At 46.1% G+C, this 14,904-nt stretch carries 11 protein-coding genes; 8 read left to right on the forward strand and 3 right to left on the reverse strand.

The window, feature by feature from the left end; all coding sequences use genetic code 11:
• Nucleotides 1-46: 46 nt before the first annotated feature.
• Genes IRQ95_RS02360 through IRQ95_RS02370 form a run of 3 tightly spaced genes read left to right on the forward strand, consistent with a single transcriptional unit; the run spans nucleotide 47 to nucleotide 3,469 of the window.
• The gene (locus IRQ95_RS02360) at nucleotides 47-1,552 is read left to right on the forward strand and encodes a sugar ABC transporter ATP-binding protein (RefSeq protein WP_194435395.1); all 1,506 of its coding nucleotides are present in this window, start codon (nucleotides 47-49) and stop codon (nucleotides 1,550-1,552) included.
• Nucleotides 1,542-2,543, forward strand: a complete 1,002-nt coding sequence (locus IRQ95_RS02365; protein WP_194435396.1) for an ABC transporter permease — start codon at nucleotides 1,542-1,544, stop codon at nucleotides 2,541-2,543. Before IRQ95_RS02360 ends, IRQ95_RS02365 begins: the two co-directional genes overlap by 11 nt.
• Nucleotides 2,543-3,469, forward strand: coding sequence for a sugar kinase (locus IRQ95_RS02370; protein WP_228481083.1), 927 nt, complete (start codon nucleotides 2,543-2,545; stop codon nucleotides 3,467-3,469). Before IRQ95_RS02365 ends, IRQ95_RS02370 begins: the two co-directional genes overlap by 1 nt.
• 115 nt (nucleotides 3,470-3,584) lie before the next feature.
• Here the strand turns inward: IRQ95_RS02370 and IRQ95_RS02375 are convergent, their stop codons facing one another.
• From IRQ95_RS02375 to dsrO, 3 genes are read right to left on the reverse strand one after another with little or no spacing between them, the layout of a single operon-like run.
• The gene (locus IRQ95_RS02375) at nucleotides 3,585-6,677 is read right to left on the reverse strand and encodes a tetrathionate reductase subunit A (RefSeq protein WP_194435397.1); all 3,093 of its coding nucleotides are present in this window, start codon (nucleotides 6,675-6,677) and stop codon (nucleotides 3,585-3,587) included.
• Between the two features lie 17 nt (nucleotides 6,678-6,694).
• Nucleotides 6,695-7,792 carry an NrfD/PsrC family molybdoenzyme membrane anchor subunit gene (gene nrfD / locus IRQ95_RS02380; protein ID WP_194435398.1) on the reverse strand — a complete coding sequence of 366 codons (1,098 nt, stop codon included), beginning with the start codon at nucleotides 7,790-7,792 and terminating at the stop codon, nucleotides 6,695-6,697.
• A complete protein-coding gene (gene dsrO, locus IRQ95_RS02385) occupies nucleotides 7,789-8,556 on the reverse strand; it encodes a sulfate reduction electron transfer complex DsrMKJOP subunit DsrO (protein WP_194435399.1) in 768 nt (255 codons plus the stop codon). Before dsrO ends, nrfD begins: the two co-directional genes overlap by 4 nt.
• Nucleotides 8,557-8,726: 170 nt before the next feature.
• Here dsrO and IRQ95_RS02390 point away from each other — a divergent pair, with 170 nt between their 5' ends.
• The 5 genes from IRQ95_RS02390 (at nucleotide 8,727) to IRQ95_RS02410 (ending at nucleotide 14,860) form a co-directional block, all read left to right on the forward strand.
• Nucleotides 8,727-10,646, forward strand: a complete 1,920-nt coding sequence (locus IRQ95_RS02390) for a sensor histidine kinase (RefSeq protein ID WP_194435400.1) — start codon at nucleotides 8,727-8,729, stop codon at nucleotides 10,644-10,646.
• Nucleotides 10,643-11,239, forward strand: a complete 597-nt coding sequence (locus tag IRQ95_RS02395) for a response regulator transcription factor (protein ID WP_194435401.1) — start codon at nucleotides 10,643-10,645, stop codon at nucleotides 11,237-11,239. The genes IRQ95_RS02390 and IRQ95_RS02395 overlap by 4 nt, the downstream gene beginning before the upstream one ends.
• 285 nt (nucleotides 11,240-11,524) lie before the next feature.
• Nucleotides 11,525-12,592 carry a hypothetical protein gene (locus IRQ95_RS02400; protein ID WP_194435402.1) on the forward strand — a complete coding sequence of 356 codons (1,068 nt, stop codon included), beginning with the start codon at nucleotides 11,525-11,527 and terminating at the stop codon, nucleotides 12,590-12,592.
• Nucleotides 12,592-14,259 (forward strand): hypothetical protein, encoded by a 1,668-nt coding sequence (locus IRQ95_RS02405; RefSeq protein WP_194435403.1) that lies wholly within the window; start codon nucleotides 12,592-12,594, stop codon nucleotides 14,257-14,259. Before IRQ95_RS02400 ends, IRQ95_RS02405 begins: the two co-directional genes overlap by 1 nt.
• Nucleotides 14,260-14,284: 25 nt before the next feature.
• Nucleotides 14,285-14,860 (forward strand): hypothetical protein, encoded by a 576-nt coding sequence (locus IRQ95_RS02410; protein ID WP_194435404.1) that lies wholly within the window; start codon nucleotides 14,285-14,287, stop codon nucleotides 14,858-14,860.
• The last annotated feature ends 44 nt before the right edge of the window (nucleotides 14,861-14,904 follow it).

Below are 14,904 nucleotides of genomic sequence, written 5' to 3' on the forward strand. Positions count from 1 at the left end.
ACTGAAGCCTCATTGGTGAGGTTTCAGTTTTTCCGGAGATCAATACATGTCTGACTTGCTATTAGAAACCCACGACTTAAGCAAACATTTCGGTGAAGTGAAAGCCGTAGACGGCCTATCCATTAAGCTATATCGAAGTAAAGTGCATACCATCTTAGGTGAGAATGGTTGTGGTAAATCGACCACGCTAAAAATGTTAGCAGGTGTCCATACTCCAACACGTGGCCATATTAAAAAAGAAGGCACTGAGCTTTCTTTTAACTCCCCTCTCGATTCAAGAGCCAACGGCATTGCAATCATATTCCAAGAGTTGTCGCTGTGTAACAACCTCACAGTAGCGGAAAACATATACGCCAACAACGAACCAAAACGATTTGGATTGATTGATGACAACAAACTGAATCAGATGGCGAATGAATTACTGAGCAAGTATCAAATTCCAATCGAAAGCCACGTCAAAGTGAGCGAGCTTTCTATGGCTCAGCGTCAGCTGGTTGAAATTGCCAAAGGGCTCAGCTACCCATCCGAAGTGGTTATCTTCGACGAGCCGACATCATCGCTGTCTGACTCCGAAGTTGAGATTCTATTCAACATCATTGAAGAGCTGAAATCAGAAGGTAAAGCAATTGTTTACGTCAGTCATAAGATGAAAGAAATCATGCTTATCTCAGACGACATCACGGTCATGCGCGACGGTCAATACATTGATACCGTTAAGAAAACCGATACTACCATCGACCACTTGATCACTATGATGGTTGGCCGAGAGATGAATGATATCTACCCGCCAAAGCCTGATAACGCACTGGTCAATGGAGAAGAAGTACTCAAGGTTTGTGGCCTTACTCATCCAGTGATGTTCAATGATATCAACTTCAGTATCCGCTCAGGTGAGGTACTCGGTTTCTTTGGTCTGGTGGGCTCAGGCCGCTCTGAAGTGATGAACGCGCTGTTTGGCATGCTGCCTTATAGCGGCAATGTGCAGATATTAGGAAAAGATATCCTGATCGACTCGCCACGCACTGCGATAGACAACGGCATCGCTTTTGTCACGGAAAACCGTAAAGAGCAAGGCTTGGTACTTGATCATAGTGTGCATGATAACTGCAACTTCATCAGTTACGAAACGGTCGCTAAAGGCTTTGTACGCAATGAAGCTGAAGAGCAAAGAGTCACCGCAGACAGCATCCGCAAAATGAACATAAAAGTCCACAATGCCGACCAAGCCGTGGGCTCATTAAGTGGTGGGAATCAACAAAAAGTCGTGTTGGCAAAATGGTTAGAAAACCGACCAGACATCTTAATTCTTGATGAACCGACACGCGGTGTCGATGTCGGGGCCAAGTATGAAATATATAACATTATTAGAGATTTAACTGCAACTGGAACCGCGGTCATTATGGTCTCTTCTGAGTTACCAGAGGCGATCAACATGTGTGACCGCTTACTTGTGATGCGCAACAAAACAATCGTTAAAGAACTCAATACTAAAGATTTATCACAAGATGAAGTGATGGTTTACGCTACGGGAGCAAGTTCTAATGCTGAATAAAGTCGATAACAGCCTAGATAGTGGCAACAATTTTAAGCAAAGCGGAAACGCTGCCTTAAGCCGTTTTCTAAAAGAGTATGGCGGTATATTAGGTGCGCTGATCGCCTTGGTTTTTGTCTCTACGTTTCTGTCCGAATACTTTTGGTCAGTCAATAACATCACCAACATTATTTTGCAGAGCTCGATTGTCGCCATTGTCGCTTTTGGTATGACATACGCAATATTGCTTGCGGGTATCGACCTCTCGGTGGGGTCCATTGTAGCACTCACTGGCATGCTTTTGGTGCTAGGCTTAACCGCAGGGATCCCATTTGGCATCATGCTGCCGCTCTCTCTTGGCGTTTCAGTACTGTGTGGTTTTGCCAACGGTTTTGTGACCACCTTTTTAGGCGTGCATCCTTTTATCGTCACCATGTCATTTATGGGCATCTTCCGCGGTATCGCAATGCTAACCAGCGACGGTAAAGCGATTTCTCTCTATGACAACGCCGCCTTTGAATACATTTTTAATGGTTATCTTTTCGGCATCCCGTTTCCAATCATCTTGCTGGTCGCAATGATTGTGCTCAACCACTATTTACTCGCCAAAACCACCTTTGGCCGTAAAGTTTATTTGGTCGGTGGTAACGCTGAAGCAGCGGCCTATTCTGGTATCAACGTCTCTAAAACCACTATCTATTCTTACATGATTGCCGGCCTGATGTCGGGTATCGGTGGCGTCATGCTTGCGTCACGCATGTTCTCTGCGCAGCCAACCGCGGCAATGGGCATGGAGTTAGACGCCATTGCGGCATGTGTGCTTGGTGGTACTTCTCTGACTGGTGGTCGAGGCACCATCATTGGCACCGTTATCGGCGCGCTGATTATTGCGGTACTCAGTAACGTAATGAGCCTTATGAACGTCAACTACTTTGTTTCTCTGATTGTTAAAGGCATCGTGATCCTACTCGCGGTTGGTATTGATGTTTACAAAAATAAGAAGGCGGCATAATGAAAATCGTATCTTTAGGTGAAATTGTCGTAGAAATTATGGCAACCGAATTAAACCAATCTTTGTCACAGACCGGCGTATTCTCAGGGCCTTACCCAAGTGGTGCCCCGGCTATTTTCATTGATCAAGTGGCTAAACTTGGTGTCGACTGCTCTATCATTTCAGCTGTCGGTAAAGATGGTTTTGGTGAGATTAATCTTAAACGTTTACAGCAAGATGGCGTCGATATCGCAGGGATCAGCGTCCTTGAAGATGAAGTAACAGGATCAGCATTTGTCACCTACCAATCAAACGGCGAGCGAGATTTTATTTTCAACATCCGTAAAGCGGCTTGTGGTCAACTTTCTCTTAGCAACGCCAATTTGACGGTTCTCAATGACTGTACCCATCTTCATATCATGGGCTCATCATTGATCAATCAAAACATCGTTGATCTCTGCTTAACGGCGATTGAGATCGTCAAAGGCAATCAAGGTAAGATCTCGTTTGATCCAAACATTCGCAAAGAGCTGCTCAATGACAATGTGAAGGCTTCGCTCAGCAAAATATTAGCCAATACTGATGTCTATATGCCAAGTGAAGCGGAAGTGACCATCTTATCGAGCTTCGATGATGACGAGTCAGCGATTAATGAGTACTTTTCTCACTATAACGTCAGTGAAGTGGTATTAAAACAAGGCAGCAAAGGTGCCACGGTGTATACGCCAGATTCATTCAATAGCATCGCGGCATTTACCGTTGAAGAAATCGACCCAACAGGTGCGGGAGACTGTTTTGGTGGGGCGTACATTGCTTGCAGAACTAAGGGCATGAGCATTGAAGAGTCACTGACCATTGCCGCGCAATGCGGCGCACGCTCCGTCACTTTCAAAGGTCCAATGGAAGGCACTTCCACCCTGGACGAGTTAACCCACTTCTTTAAGTAATTCATTGCGAACCATTAAGAAAACGCCTCTTTTTCAGCTCAATGAGAAAGAGGCGTTTTGGTTTATTAAAGCATACGATTTAGCTTAGCTACTCTGAACACTTAATGCGGTAGGGCTACACTTTGCTGATTTTCGCTGGTAGCGCCTGACGCACCGCAGCACCAACAACCCAATCTAGCACCACGCCATTGCCACCCCGAGTTGGGTCGATCAAACCAATATCGTTGATGTTTACCCCATCTTGATTATTAGTTTTAACCGGTTGTTGCTTATCACCAATCCAGTGCGCGCGCTCCCCAAGCTCAGTGTGACCAAAGCCGTGCTCAAAGCCCAACGCGCCACGTCTTATGCCTGACACCACCATCGCTAACGCGGTTATACTTGCGGTTGGCGTTTCGATAACAAACTGATCGCCAGTTTGAATGCCCGCCTGTTTCGCATCACTTGGATGGATATAAACGGGATTCACCCCTTTAATCGAATTCAGACGCGGCGATAAGTTCGACACCGCACTATGAATATTCGACTTAAAGTTAGTCAAACTAAATGGCCACTCCGTTTTTGGATATTGCGTCTCTAGCGGCGTACCATCAGAAAGTTTTTGCGGGTGCCACGTTGGGCAGCCACTGTAATACTCGCCAGTCATGGTGTTTCTTGCGCTGCCGACACGTTCATTCCAAATCGCGACAGGACGCGTCCATTTGTACTTCATTTGCTCACCGCGATAGGCTTCCGTGGCATTTTCAAAGCGACCACCACGGGCAAAAATGTATGCCACACGCTTCATCTCATCGGGCGTGAGTACTTTTTGCATACTCGGTAATAGGCGCTCTAAACCAGACCAAGCGATATCTTCTGCGCTGACTTCTGGAACCCCACCGTTGATATACGCCAAGTTGGCCGCTGAACGAAGATAGAAATCTTCCGCACTGTGAATCCCATGCCATTGCCCTTGGGCATCTTTAATCGCTTGGTCGCCAAAGCCGCCGAGTTGCATCTTCTTCGCCACATCAATTAAGAAGTTCTCTAAACAAATGCTGCGACCATCAGCCGTCTTCTCGGTGCGAGCTTCAACAATCGGCCAACGCGCCGTGACCGTTTTCACCGGAACGTCATGCCAAGGCGTTGCCATCCCCCAGCTTTCGTAGGTAACCGTATCTGGTACGATGTAATCCGACAGCGCGGTGGTTTCATTGATGAACGCATCGACCGAGACAATCAAACCTAGCTGCTGCGGGTCTTTTAGTTTCTCTTCCAACAGAGTTTTCAACCCTGGCACACCATAAATCGGGTTTGCCATGTGATTGATCCACGCTTTTACTCGATAAGGATAACCATCAATGGCGGCAGAGAGATGCTCCGTCAATAAAGGCGCAGCAAATGGATACCAAGGTGCGCGAGTTGGGTATGGTGAATCCCCCGCTGCAACACGGCGTTTGTACTCGCTGGTTTTTTGGTATGGGAACTTACTGCGTGATAGAAACACGCCCTTAGGACCCACTTTGCCTGCAAACTGAGTAAAATCATAACGCGGACCAGCGGCAGAGGTTGGATAGCCGCCAGCTTTGGCCATCGCACCACCTTTCATGTTGATATTGCCCACCAACGCATTGAGCATCATGATGGTGAAAGCATTGTAGAAACCATTGGTGTGCATATTGCCACCATGGGTATCGACCACCGCTTTGGTGCCGTAGCTCGTAAAACGCTGCGCCAAGGCAATCATTTGCTCAACGGGGATTTCACACTGCTCACTGTAAAACGCTAAATCGTATTTAAACGCTTCTTCTTTCAAGCACAATAGTGAAGACTTCACGCGTACTGAGCCAGAAGCAAGCTGCACGTATCGATCAACAAACAGTTCTGCTTCACCAGTTTGAGTATGAACGCTCAGCTCGCCAGTTTGCGCGTCTACAATCAAGTATGGATCGCTCTCAGAGCGCGCCGCGCCCTCAAATGGCATATCCATATCTGAGGCGCGAAGGAAGCTACCGTGGCGCGGGTGCGTTTCATCACTGATCACTAAATGGGTTGCGTTACACCAATGTGCGGTGCCAGCCGCCTTCATCGCATTTGCACCAGGCTGCGCTAAAAACGTCTTGTTGTAGCGTTGATTGTCAATGATCCACTGGATCATCCCTAGCACCAACGCCGAGTCTGAACCGGGCTTAATTGGCAACCAATGGTTGTTATCCCCTGCTGCGAGGCTCGATGAGCCCGCAGGCAAGCTCGGGGTAATAATCGTGTATTCCAACTTACCTTCGGTGCGCGCTTTAGCGAGCTGGCGAGCCTGACGTTTGAACGGGTTACCCGCTTGCGCTGGCGACATACCAATAAAAATAACGTATTCAGCGTTATCAAAATCGGGCTTTAAGTGGGCGTTTTTATCTAAATCATTCATAAACGCACCGCTGCCCGCTCGAAACGCATAACCACAATAAGAGCCGTGGTGGCCAAAGTTACGCGTGCCAAAACTATTAAACGCAAAGCGCTTAAAGATATCGTCTCGCCCTTCATTGCCGGCATTGGTCATCAGCAACTGGTTCGCTTTAGGCCCATATTCTGGGTTTTGTGGATCGACAGGAGTCGCCAGATCGCGGATCTGTTTTAAGCCTTCAACCTGCCCTTCACCAAACAGGTCGCCACCGTTAACCACTTCATCAATCAACTGCTCGTAGCTAATCGGCTCCCATCGGCCTTCACCACGTTTGCCCACTCGCTTCAACGGCTGGGTGATACGGTAAGGACTATTGCGCATTTCCAGCATGCCATTCCCCCGCGCACATGCGGTCGAGCGCCCCTCTAAACCACTTTCACCTGCCATGCCTAAGTAAGCCTGTTTGACTGGCGTTGCAAAGGGAATATGCTGTTGATGAGAAAGCGGATGGTACGGGTTGCCCGCAATACGCAAGATCTCATCATTGCGATTGTCGATGCGCACACGCAAACCACACAAACTCCAACAGCCAAAACACATTGATGGTGCAACCCGCTGGTTAGGGTTTGGGATCAAATTACCTTGTTGATTCACTGTGTATTCTGGTTCTAGCGAATTACCGTGGTGAATATCGCGAGTTTTTTCGCCCGCAGTGCCATGAAGCGCCCCTTCAACCATATGTTTGGTAGTCGTCGCATAACCTGCAGCGAAAGCACCTAGCCCGCCTACGGCAAGCCCAGATTTCAATAACTGACGGCGTTTAGTATCCATAATGAAATCCTCTTAAATCAGTGTTGGTTGGCTGCTGATGCTGCCGTTTTACGTGATGGTTGAATCAGCTCTGAGCCAAGCAAAGCCAGCGCAAACCAAAGCCCAAACATACCAATGATGCCCAGCCAGCCATTGCTACCAAGCGGCAACTGATAAGGAAACGGGCCTACATCAAACTTAGCGATGGTCTGCACATCCATCATCGTCACCCAGCGAACCGTCCATGACGACACAAGCGTAATAAGCGCAAGCAAAGTAGTCGGCCACAAGCCACAGTTTTGCTCACGCAAGGCAAACAAAGCCAACACCACACTCGTCAGTAGCAATAGCGCCATTAAAAACAGCCTTTTTAGCCACTGCGGGTCCGCATAAAGCGAAAATGAAGCGTTATTGGATGCCCAGATAGGTAACAATAGAATCGCCAATAGGCCACTCAACGCCGTTGCTTGCTTCAGCAAACGCGTATCCGCCAATGTGAGTGCTTTGTCATTTGAGGGGATTAACCACCAAATCAACACAGTAAAACCCACCGCGCCCAAAAATGCGGTAATAAACCACAGCAGTGGTGAAGCCGGCTGGTGCCATAAAGAACGAGATTGCACGATTGAAATCTCAGCGCCCGTGTAGAGCGCAATACTCAGCCCAGAGACTACGGTCAGCGCCGCAACCACCAGCATTAACTGCGGGCTGGTTTGCCAGCGACCAAGCGCAAGTTTTGACAGCAATGGCAGCACTTTGCCAGGTTGTTGGGCAAGACCAAGCAAATCATTACGTAGGTATAGCCATGCGGTAACCACCGACAAAGCCGAAAAAAGCGGTAAGAATATCGAGCCCAATGACATCCATGACCAAGGCGTTAAATAAGGGTAAAAATGCCAAGCTCGACCCGGCTGATGCAGATCGCCCGTTAACGCTAGCGGGCCAACAATCGCGCCAATGGCAAGGGTTAAAACCAGTGCCGCACGCAGACGATGACTGGTGTGAGATTCAAATAACAGCGCGATTAAAAATAGAATCGCCGCGGCATAGGCGGAACCGATGTAGAAGAAATACTGCACCGCCCACGGTAGCCAAGCAATTGCCTGAGGTTGCACTAACACTTCGGTGATGTTCATACGCTTTCTCCTTGCGGATCATAAATCGCCGCTTGGCCTTCGATATGATTGGTGAAACGTTCATTCATGCCGATGTAGAACACATGCGGTTTGGTCTCTTCGTTTGGCTTAAGCACTTTAATGTCGTCACGATACACGTTAAGTAGACGATTCACTTCGCTACTTGGATCGTTAAGATCGCCAATCACACGGGCGCCGCCAACACAGGTTTCAACACAAGCGGGTAATAGTCCTTCTTCAAGACGGTGGGCGCAGAACGTGCACTTATCTGCGGTCAGCGTCTCTTGGTTAATAAAGCGCGCATCATAAGGACAGGCTTGCACGCAATATGCGCAAGCCACACAACGGCTGTTATCCACCATCACGATGCCATCTTCACGTTGGTAGGTAGCTTGTACCGGACACACAGCAACACAAGGCGGGTTATCACAGTGATTACAAAGACGTGGCAACATGAAAGACTTCACTTCTTGAGTCACCGATGAGCCATCATCAAAAGTCACTTCATACTGTTTAACGGTTGTGCGGAACTGGCCTATTGGCGCTTGGTTCTCAATACTGCAACCCACGGTGCACGCCTGACAGCCGACACATTTACGCAGATCAACCACCATTGCATAACGTTTACCCACCTGACCTTTACGATCGGCTTGGTTGTTATTTCTGATCACCGTGCCTGCAGTTGCCGTGCCTATCCCAGCTATGGGGATAAGCGCTGCGCCTGCCGTTACGGCGCTGAGAAAACGACGTTTACTGGAATCCATACCTCACCTACTAAGACTGATTAGAGTTTGTATTGATTCTCTTCAACCCGTGGTAAAGGCGATATTGTGGATTTCCACATACCGCAATCATTGTTGATCTAAAACAAATATCGATTGCGCTCTGTAGCTGATATTCTGAGGTTCAAAGTAAAAAGGACTAAGACCAATTCATGCAGACAAAACTCGCCCCTCTCGCTCGCTTATGGATTGCTTTGATCTTTTTATTCTCAGTAACAACTTACGCCCAAACACAAGCTAAGACTCTCGAGCCCGCACAAAGCGCAAACACAGCGCGTAAACCGCAAATTGATGTTGGCGTTTTGGCCACTCGCGGCCATTTGTATGCCTACCAGCGCTGGCAACCGACCATCTATTGGCTCAATCAACAGATCCCAAAAGTGCACTTTGTGCTGCACCCGCTCGATCTCGATGGCATGACCCAAGCGGTTGAGCAGCAAAGCATGGATTTTATCCTAACCAACCCAGGGCAAGCGGTACGCTTAGGAAGACAATACGCCCTCTCATGGGTGGCAACGCTAACTAGCGAAGCGCCAGAAAACTCGAACTATGGTATTGGCTCGGCGTTGGTGGTGCGCGCAGACTCCCCATACCAAACTCTTGACGATGTGGCGGGCTTACCGATTGCCGCCGTAGCGGAAAAAGCATTTGGCGGATACCTCACACTACGCTACCAAGTTATTGAGCAAGGCCTTAACCCGAACGATTTTTTTGCTGATGTACGCTACTTAGGCTTCCCGATTGATGCCAGCCTTTATCAACTGCGTGACCAAACTATCGAGGCAGCTGTAGTGCCTGCTTGCTTAAAAGAGCAAATGGAAAGCGAAGGCTTGATAGAGCAAGGGCAAGTGCGTGTGCTTAACGCGCTGAATGAACCGCAAACCCAATGTGAAGTATCTACCCCGCTCTACCCCAATTGGTCATTTGCTAAAACCGAGCGTGGATCGTCACAACTGGCTAAACAAATAAGCCGCGCGCTGCTGGCGATGCCTGCCGATAACCCAGCGGCAATTGCCGCGAAAGCCTCGGGGTGGACCTCTCCAGTGAGCTTGCTCTCCATTGATAAACTCTACCAAGCGATGGACTTACACCCTCTGCAACAGCCATGGTGGAAAGACGCGCTGCGTTGGCTACGCGCCCATCAAGAGTGGGCATGGGCGCTATTTTTGTTTGTCATTGTGCTCAACATTTACCATTTCTGGTTGGAGTATCGCTTCAGTAAAAGCAAACAAGCTTTAGAGCAAACCCAGCAGCGATTAAAAGAAAAAAGCGAGCTATTAGAACATTCGCAACGCGTCGCGATCGTCGGCGAACTGGGCAGTAGTTTGGCCCACGAACTAAACCAGCCGCTGGCCGCGATTCGTAATTACAGTGAAGGCGGGCTGCTACGTTTGGCCAAAAACCGCCCCAACCAAGAGATAGCGCCGGTACTGGAAAAAATTCAGCTGCAAGTAGAGCGCGCTGATGCGATTGTCTCACGCCTGCGCACCTTAATTAAAAAGCGCAGCGTTGCTATCAGCAAATTCGATTTACCGCAGCTTATTAGCGACACTCTCGAGCTAATGCAGTATCGATTACAAAAGCAGATGGTTGAGGTGGTACGCAGCTCAGAAGGCCAGCAACGCCCGATTGAAGCGGACATGGTGGGGTTGCAGCAAGTGCTAGTCAACGTCATTAATAACGCCATCGACGCGTGCGTGAGTTATGCCAAGCTGCACCCTGAACAATACTCGGGCAAAATTGCCATCCACACAGATTTTGCAACGCAAGACGTTACGATTCGAATCCTAGATAACGGTACCGGTTTAAAACAAGAAAACCCGACCGAAGCGTTTGTCAGCTCCAAACAAGAAGGGCTAGGTTTAGGCTTATCGATTTGCCGAGATGTGCTTGAAATGCATGGCGGTGAATTTACCATTCAGTCGACCAATCCACATGGTTGCTTGGTAGAACTCTGCTTGCCCTACCAAGCTGTGCCTTCATTGAGCAAAAACGCGACGAGCACTCCAAACGCAGCCACAGACAGCACAAACAGCACAAACAGCACAAAAGGAACGAGGAACGAGAAATGAGTGATAAACAATTACCCGTCTATGTGGTGGATGATGATGAATCAGTGCGAGATTCGCTGGCGTTTATGCTCGAGGAGTATGACTTTTTAGTGACCACCTTTGCCGATGGGCAAGCATTTCTCGACGGCGTAGATATTGAACAAGCAGGTTGCGTGATCCTCGATAGCAGAATGCCTAACCTGCGCGGACAACAAGTGCACCAGATTTTGAATGAGGCCAAAAGCCCACTGGCGGTGATTTACCTCACCGGACACGGCGATGTGCCAATGGCGGTTGACGCCATGCAAGCGGGCGCGGTCAACTTTTTCCAAAAACCGGTAAAAGGTGCAGAACTGGCGCAAGCAATAATTCAAGGGCAAGTGGAGTCCGCTGCGAACTTAGATATTGCGCTAGCCAAAAGAGCCTACCAATCACTCACCAGCAGAGAGAAAGATATTCTGCGCCTTATCATTGTAGGGAAACGTAATATTCGCATTGCGGACGAACTTTGCATTGCAATGCGTACCGTAGAAGTGCACCGAGCCAACTTACTCAAGAAATTCGACGCCAAAACCGTCGCCGAGCTCGCCTATACGTATGGGAAAATTCATTAAAAAAAACATGCCTTTAGATTTTCGTTCCATAAATCTATAAAAAACTGTCTGTTAAGCAGCCCCACAAATTCAATTTATGTCCAATTATATAAATTGAATTTGCTAACAATATAAGTCTTCTTTTTACGAAAAAAACCGCAAAATCGTAATACGCAAAAATAACACTAATCACTCTATTGATATAATTAGTAATTGCATCAATTAAAACAAACACTTAACTTACAGTAAATCATGCTGTAAAATACAGGCAAAACAAAGCCAATTTAAAATTATTGTATATTTATCATGAACTTACATAGAATTGCAATTTATACTTTGTTCAGTGCAATATTGTTTGGTTGTAGCAATTTCTCGGACATCGTAACTAATAGCGTTAAAATGCCTCTCTCCCAAACAACAGAGACAGAGAAAGAGACAACCATTAAGCCAAGTAAGATAGCTGCCAAAGAGCCTCAAGAAAAAAATGAAATAACACAAAGTACCAACAAGCAAACATCAATAAATAAGCCTGATAAAAAAAACGATCATCAGGAACAACGAAAAGCCCCTTTACCAGACAAAAAAGATTCAGTCGAACAAGAACAAATTAAAGAGAAAGAGAAAGAGAAAGAGAAAGAGAAAGAGAAAGAGAAAGATGCTTCACCTCAACCAGAAGATCTTCCTGCGCAAGAGCCGAAAGATCAGGATCTTGAGAAAGCATTACCACCAGAGCCAGAGATAAAAGCAGATAAAAATACAGAAATAGTTCCGGCTCCGGTTGAGGAAACAATGCAATTCGAACCACAGACGTTCCCTGATTTCTATGCCCCAGAAAAATTTGGTCACCCGCTTCAACACTCGAAAAAACTAACATTTATGATTGGCGAAGATTCTAAAGGCTCTTACCTCTATGGCGAAGGCCCTATTATCGAAGGCGCATACGATAAATTTTTAAAATATGTCAATCATTACCAAAAGCTTGGGATCAATCTAGACAGGTTAATGCTTCACAGTCCTGGAGGTGTATTAAATGAAGGCATTTTGATTGGTGAGTACATTCTCAAAAATCAATGGAACACTGATGCTGATAAATACATGCGCTGCTACTCCACATGTGGTTTTATTTATGCTGCGGGCACCAAAAAACGCATACAAAGTGGAGCCGAGGTAGGTTTTCATAGACCATACCTACCAAACAAAGCAGATACGCCTGAGTTCATAGAACAAGTATATAAAGAATACCAAAACTACTGGGAAGCCGTATCTGGATCACCGGCTTTATACAATAAGTTTATGCGTGAGTATGGCAGGGATGATATGTACATACTTAATAACCGCAATATCCAAAAATACATGATTGTAGAGAAATATTAATGACCGAAAACGTTATCATGAACCCAAGCGAGTACGGCGCTAGAAACCAGACTCTAGATACGTTTAAAAGAAAAATACCCGATCACATACTCTTGCACATTATGCTGATTGTAATGGGTATTCTGATTGTGATCTTTAACGTTAAGGGTTATGAAGTTCTCTTTCATGCAGAACCTCTAATACCCTTTATCCCTATTTCGCCTTTTGGAATCCTACTTGGTTGTGCCGAATTCGCCGTACTTATTTGGACATCAGCTGTAATTAAAGAATGGAGCGTATCAAGCCGAGTTCTAAAAGTATCGATGTTTATACTCGTACCTTCATTTTGGTTTTTATGCTATTCGGGCGTCAATAGCTATTTAGACTCTCTTGCGACGGCTGAGATCCGAAAAGTTGAAGAAGCCAAAAAACTCACATCAAACAGCGAACAATACTTAAATACATTAAGTCAAAACGCTGATAAATATGAGCGCCAACTAACAGAACTGCGTAGAGAACAAGCTCAGATCAACGAACAGATTTCATTTAAAAACAACCAGATTCAAGAACTAAGTGACAAAGCGAGTGCGCGACGCTTAAAAGCGATCGATTGCTCTATCGTACCTGACTGCGCATCCTCGGTACGTGCTTTTGAGAACCAGGCTGAACGTATCGCAAGTGATGTCAAAAATCTCGACAGCACACGTAGCATGAATCAAAACCGACTATCAAAACTGCAAGATGATCTAAATAGAACCCAGACGGAAATCGATAGAAGAAAACTAACAAATACTCAAAACATGAACGAGTTCGCGGGCACAGAATCTGGTTTTTCTCTAAAAAAAGCAGCTTACGAAAAGGCCGTGGTATCAATTCTATCCATTGCAAATATCAGTGTAGAGAAACCTTTTGATTTGTTCATGATGCTAGTTTCTGGCTTGATCTACCCTGTGTATTTCTTGCTTAACTTATTTATCTCCCTTAACTCAGAAGCCAATAAAGCAGCCCGAGAAAAAAGGATTGAAAGCAAAAAAATCAAACACACACTGCTACAAAGCATAACCAGATACCTGAGAGCTAGAATGCTTCGTAAGAAGAAAGTGAGTTTAGAAAATTTAGCCGATAACCTAAAACTAAGAAGAAAACGCAAATCCCGCCGCGAAGTTACTTATAAAAAGATGATGAAGTACTTTCGCGTATGGGCTCATCGCCGCAAGAAAACAAAACTAATCGAAGTAGAGAAAATCGTCGAGATCCCAACCGAAATAGAGGTTGAGAAAATTGTTGAAGTGGAAGTACCTGTTGAAGTTGAGGTAGATAAGATCATTGAAATAGAAAAAATTGTCGAGAAAGAGGTAGAAGTCGAAAAAATCGTTGAAGTAGAAAGAATCGTTGAAAAAGAAGTAGCGATCGAAGTGGACCGTATCGTTGAAGTTCCGACTGAAGTTCCCGTATATGTCGACAAAATAAAGAAAGTACCGGAACCAATGTTTATCAACGACCCACAAATTATCATTCACGAAAGAATTATTCCTGTTCCTGCTGACATTACAGGACAAGAGCTAGAGGAATTACTAAATGCGCAGCCTCGACTTAACTCGACTACAAGAGATTCGGAGACAAAAGGCGATTCAACAAGCGAATCAACAACCGACGCAGACTTCCGCGAGCTCAACAAAGCCGTTTAGTTTACCTTTTGAACAAGCTAACGGAATGGGACCAGCTCAAAATGATGACGCTCCGTCTCGCGATCAAAATAGAGAGACTGTTGAAACGCAAATAACTAAAATCGAGCAACAGGCCGAACTTGAAAAGCAAAAGCAAAAGCTTTTAAAAGAGAAGACAAAAAGCCACTACGCAGAGCTAGATAAAGAAAACCTTGCTAGAAAAATTGAGGAAACGCGAAAAAGAGCCGCTGTAGCAAAAGCTGAAGCAGTTTCGATTGAATCTAGCGCTCAAAAAGCAAGCAATGATGGAGCCTGGAACAGTAGAGTCGATAGAGCATTACGATGGCTGAGAGTCGCCTTTTTAACACTCTTATTGCTTGTATTACTCTTTGCCTCAGCTCTTGGTTTGTACTACCTATATCGAATGGTAACGGAAGAGCCTATTATCAAAACAGTCACTGAAACTGTAACAGAAACTGTAGAAAAAGAAGTTATTCCAGAAGAGTGTACGCAGGTAAGACGCAACGGAAAAATCTATGTCAGTTGCGATGGTGTCACAGTAAAAGGAGCCTCAACGATAGCCGAAAGTGGAGTCGATGAAATTCCCGAACTAATCGAATAGATATAAGGAGTTCTCTGTTTATGGGAACTCCTTTTTATTTAGTT

Source organism: Vibrio fluminensis (assembly GCF_015278125.1).
Taxonomy (GTDB): Bacteria; Pseudomonadota; Gammaproteobacteria; order Enterobacterales; family Vibrionaceae; genus Vibrio; species Vibrio fluminensis.

Coding starts and splice junctions, on each gene's coding strand:
- IRQ95_RS02360 (WP_194435395.1), top strand. CDS start 47: ATGTCTGACTTGCTATTAGAAACCCACGACTTAAGCAAACATTTCGGT.
- IRQ95_RS02365 (WP_194435396.1), top strand. CDS start 1,542: ATGCTGAATAAAGTCGATAACAGCCTAGATAGTGGCAACAATTTTAAG.
- IRQ95_RS02370 (WP_228481083.1), top strand. CDS start 2,543: ATGAAAATCGTATCTTTAGGTGAAATTGTCGTAGAAATTATGGCAACC.
- IRQ95_RS02375 (WP_194435397.1), bottom strand. CDS start 6,677: ATGGATACTAAACGCCGTCAGTTATTGAAATCTGGGCTTGCCGTAGGC.
- nrfD (WP_194435398.1), bottom strand. CDS start 7,792: ATGAACATCACCGAAGTGTTAGTGCAACCTCAGGCAATTGCTTGGCTA.
- dsrO (WP_194435399.1), bottom strand. CDS start 8,556: ATGGATTCCAGTAAACGTCGTTTTCTCAGCGCCGTAACGGCAGGCGCA.
- IRQ95_RS02390 (WP_194435400.1), top strand. CDS start 8,727: ATGCAGACAAAACTCGCCCCTCTCGCTCGCTTATGGATTGCTTTGATC.
- IRQ95_RS02395 (WP_194435401.1), top strand. CDS start 10,643: ATGAGTGATAAACAATTACCCGTCTATGTGGTGGATGATGATGAATCA.
- IRQ95_RS02400 (WP_194435402.1), top strand. CDS start 11,525: ATGAACTTACATAGAATTGCAATTTATACTTTGTTCAGTGCAATATTG.
- IRQ95_RS02405 (WP_194435403.1), top strand. CDS start 12,592: ATGACCGAAAACGTTATCATGAACCCAAGCGAGTACGGCGCTAGAAAC.
- IRQ95_RS02410 (WP_194435404.1), top strand. CDS start 14,285: ATGGGACCAGCTCAAAATGATGACGCTCCGTCTCGCGATCAAAATAGA.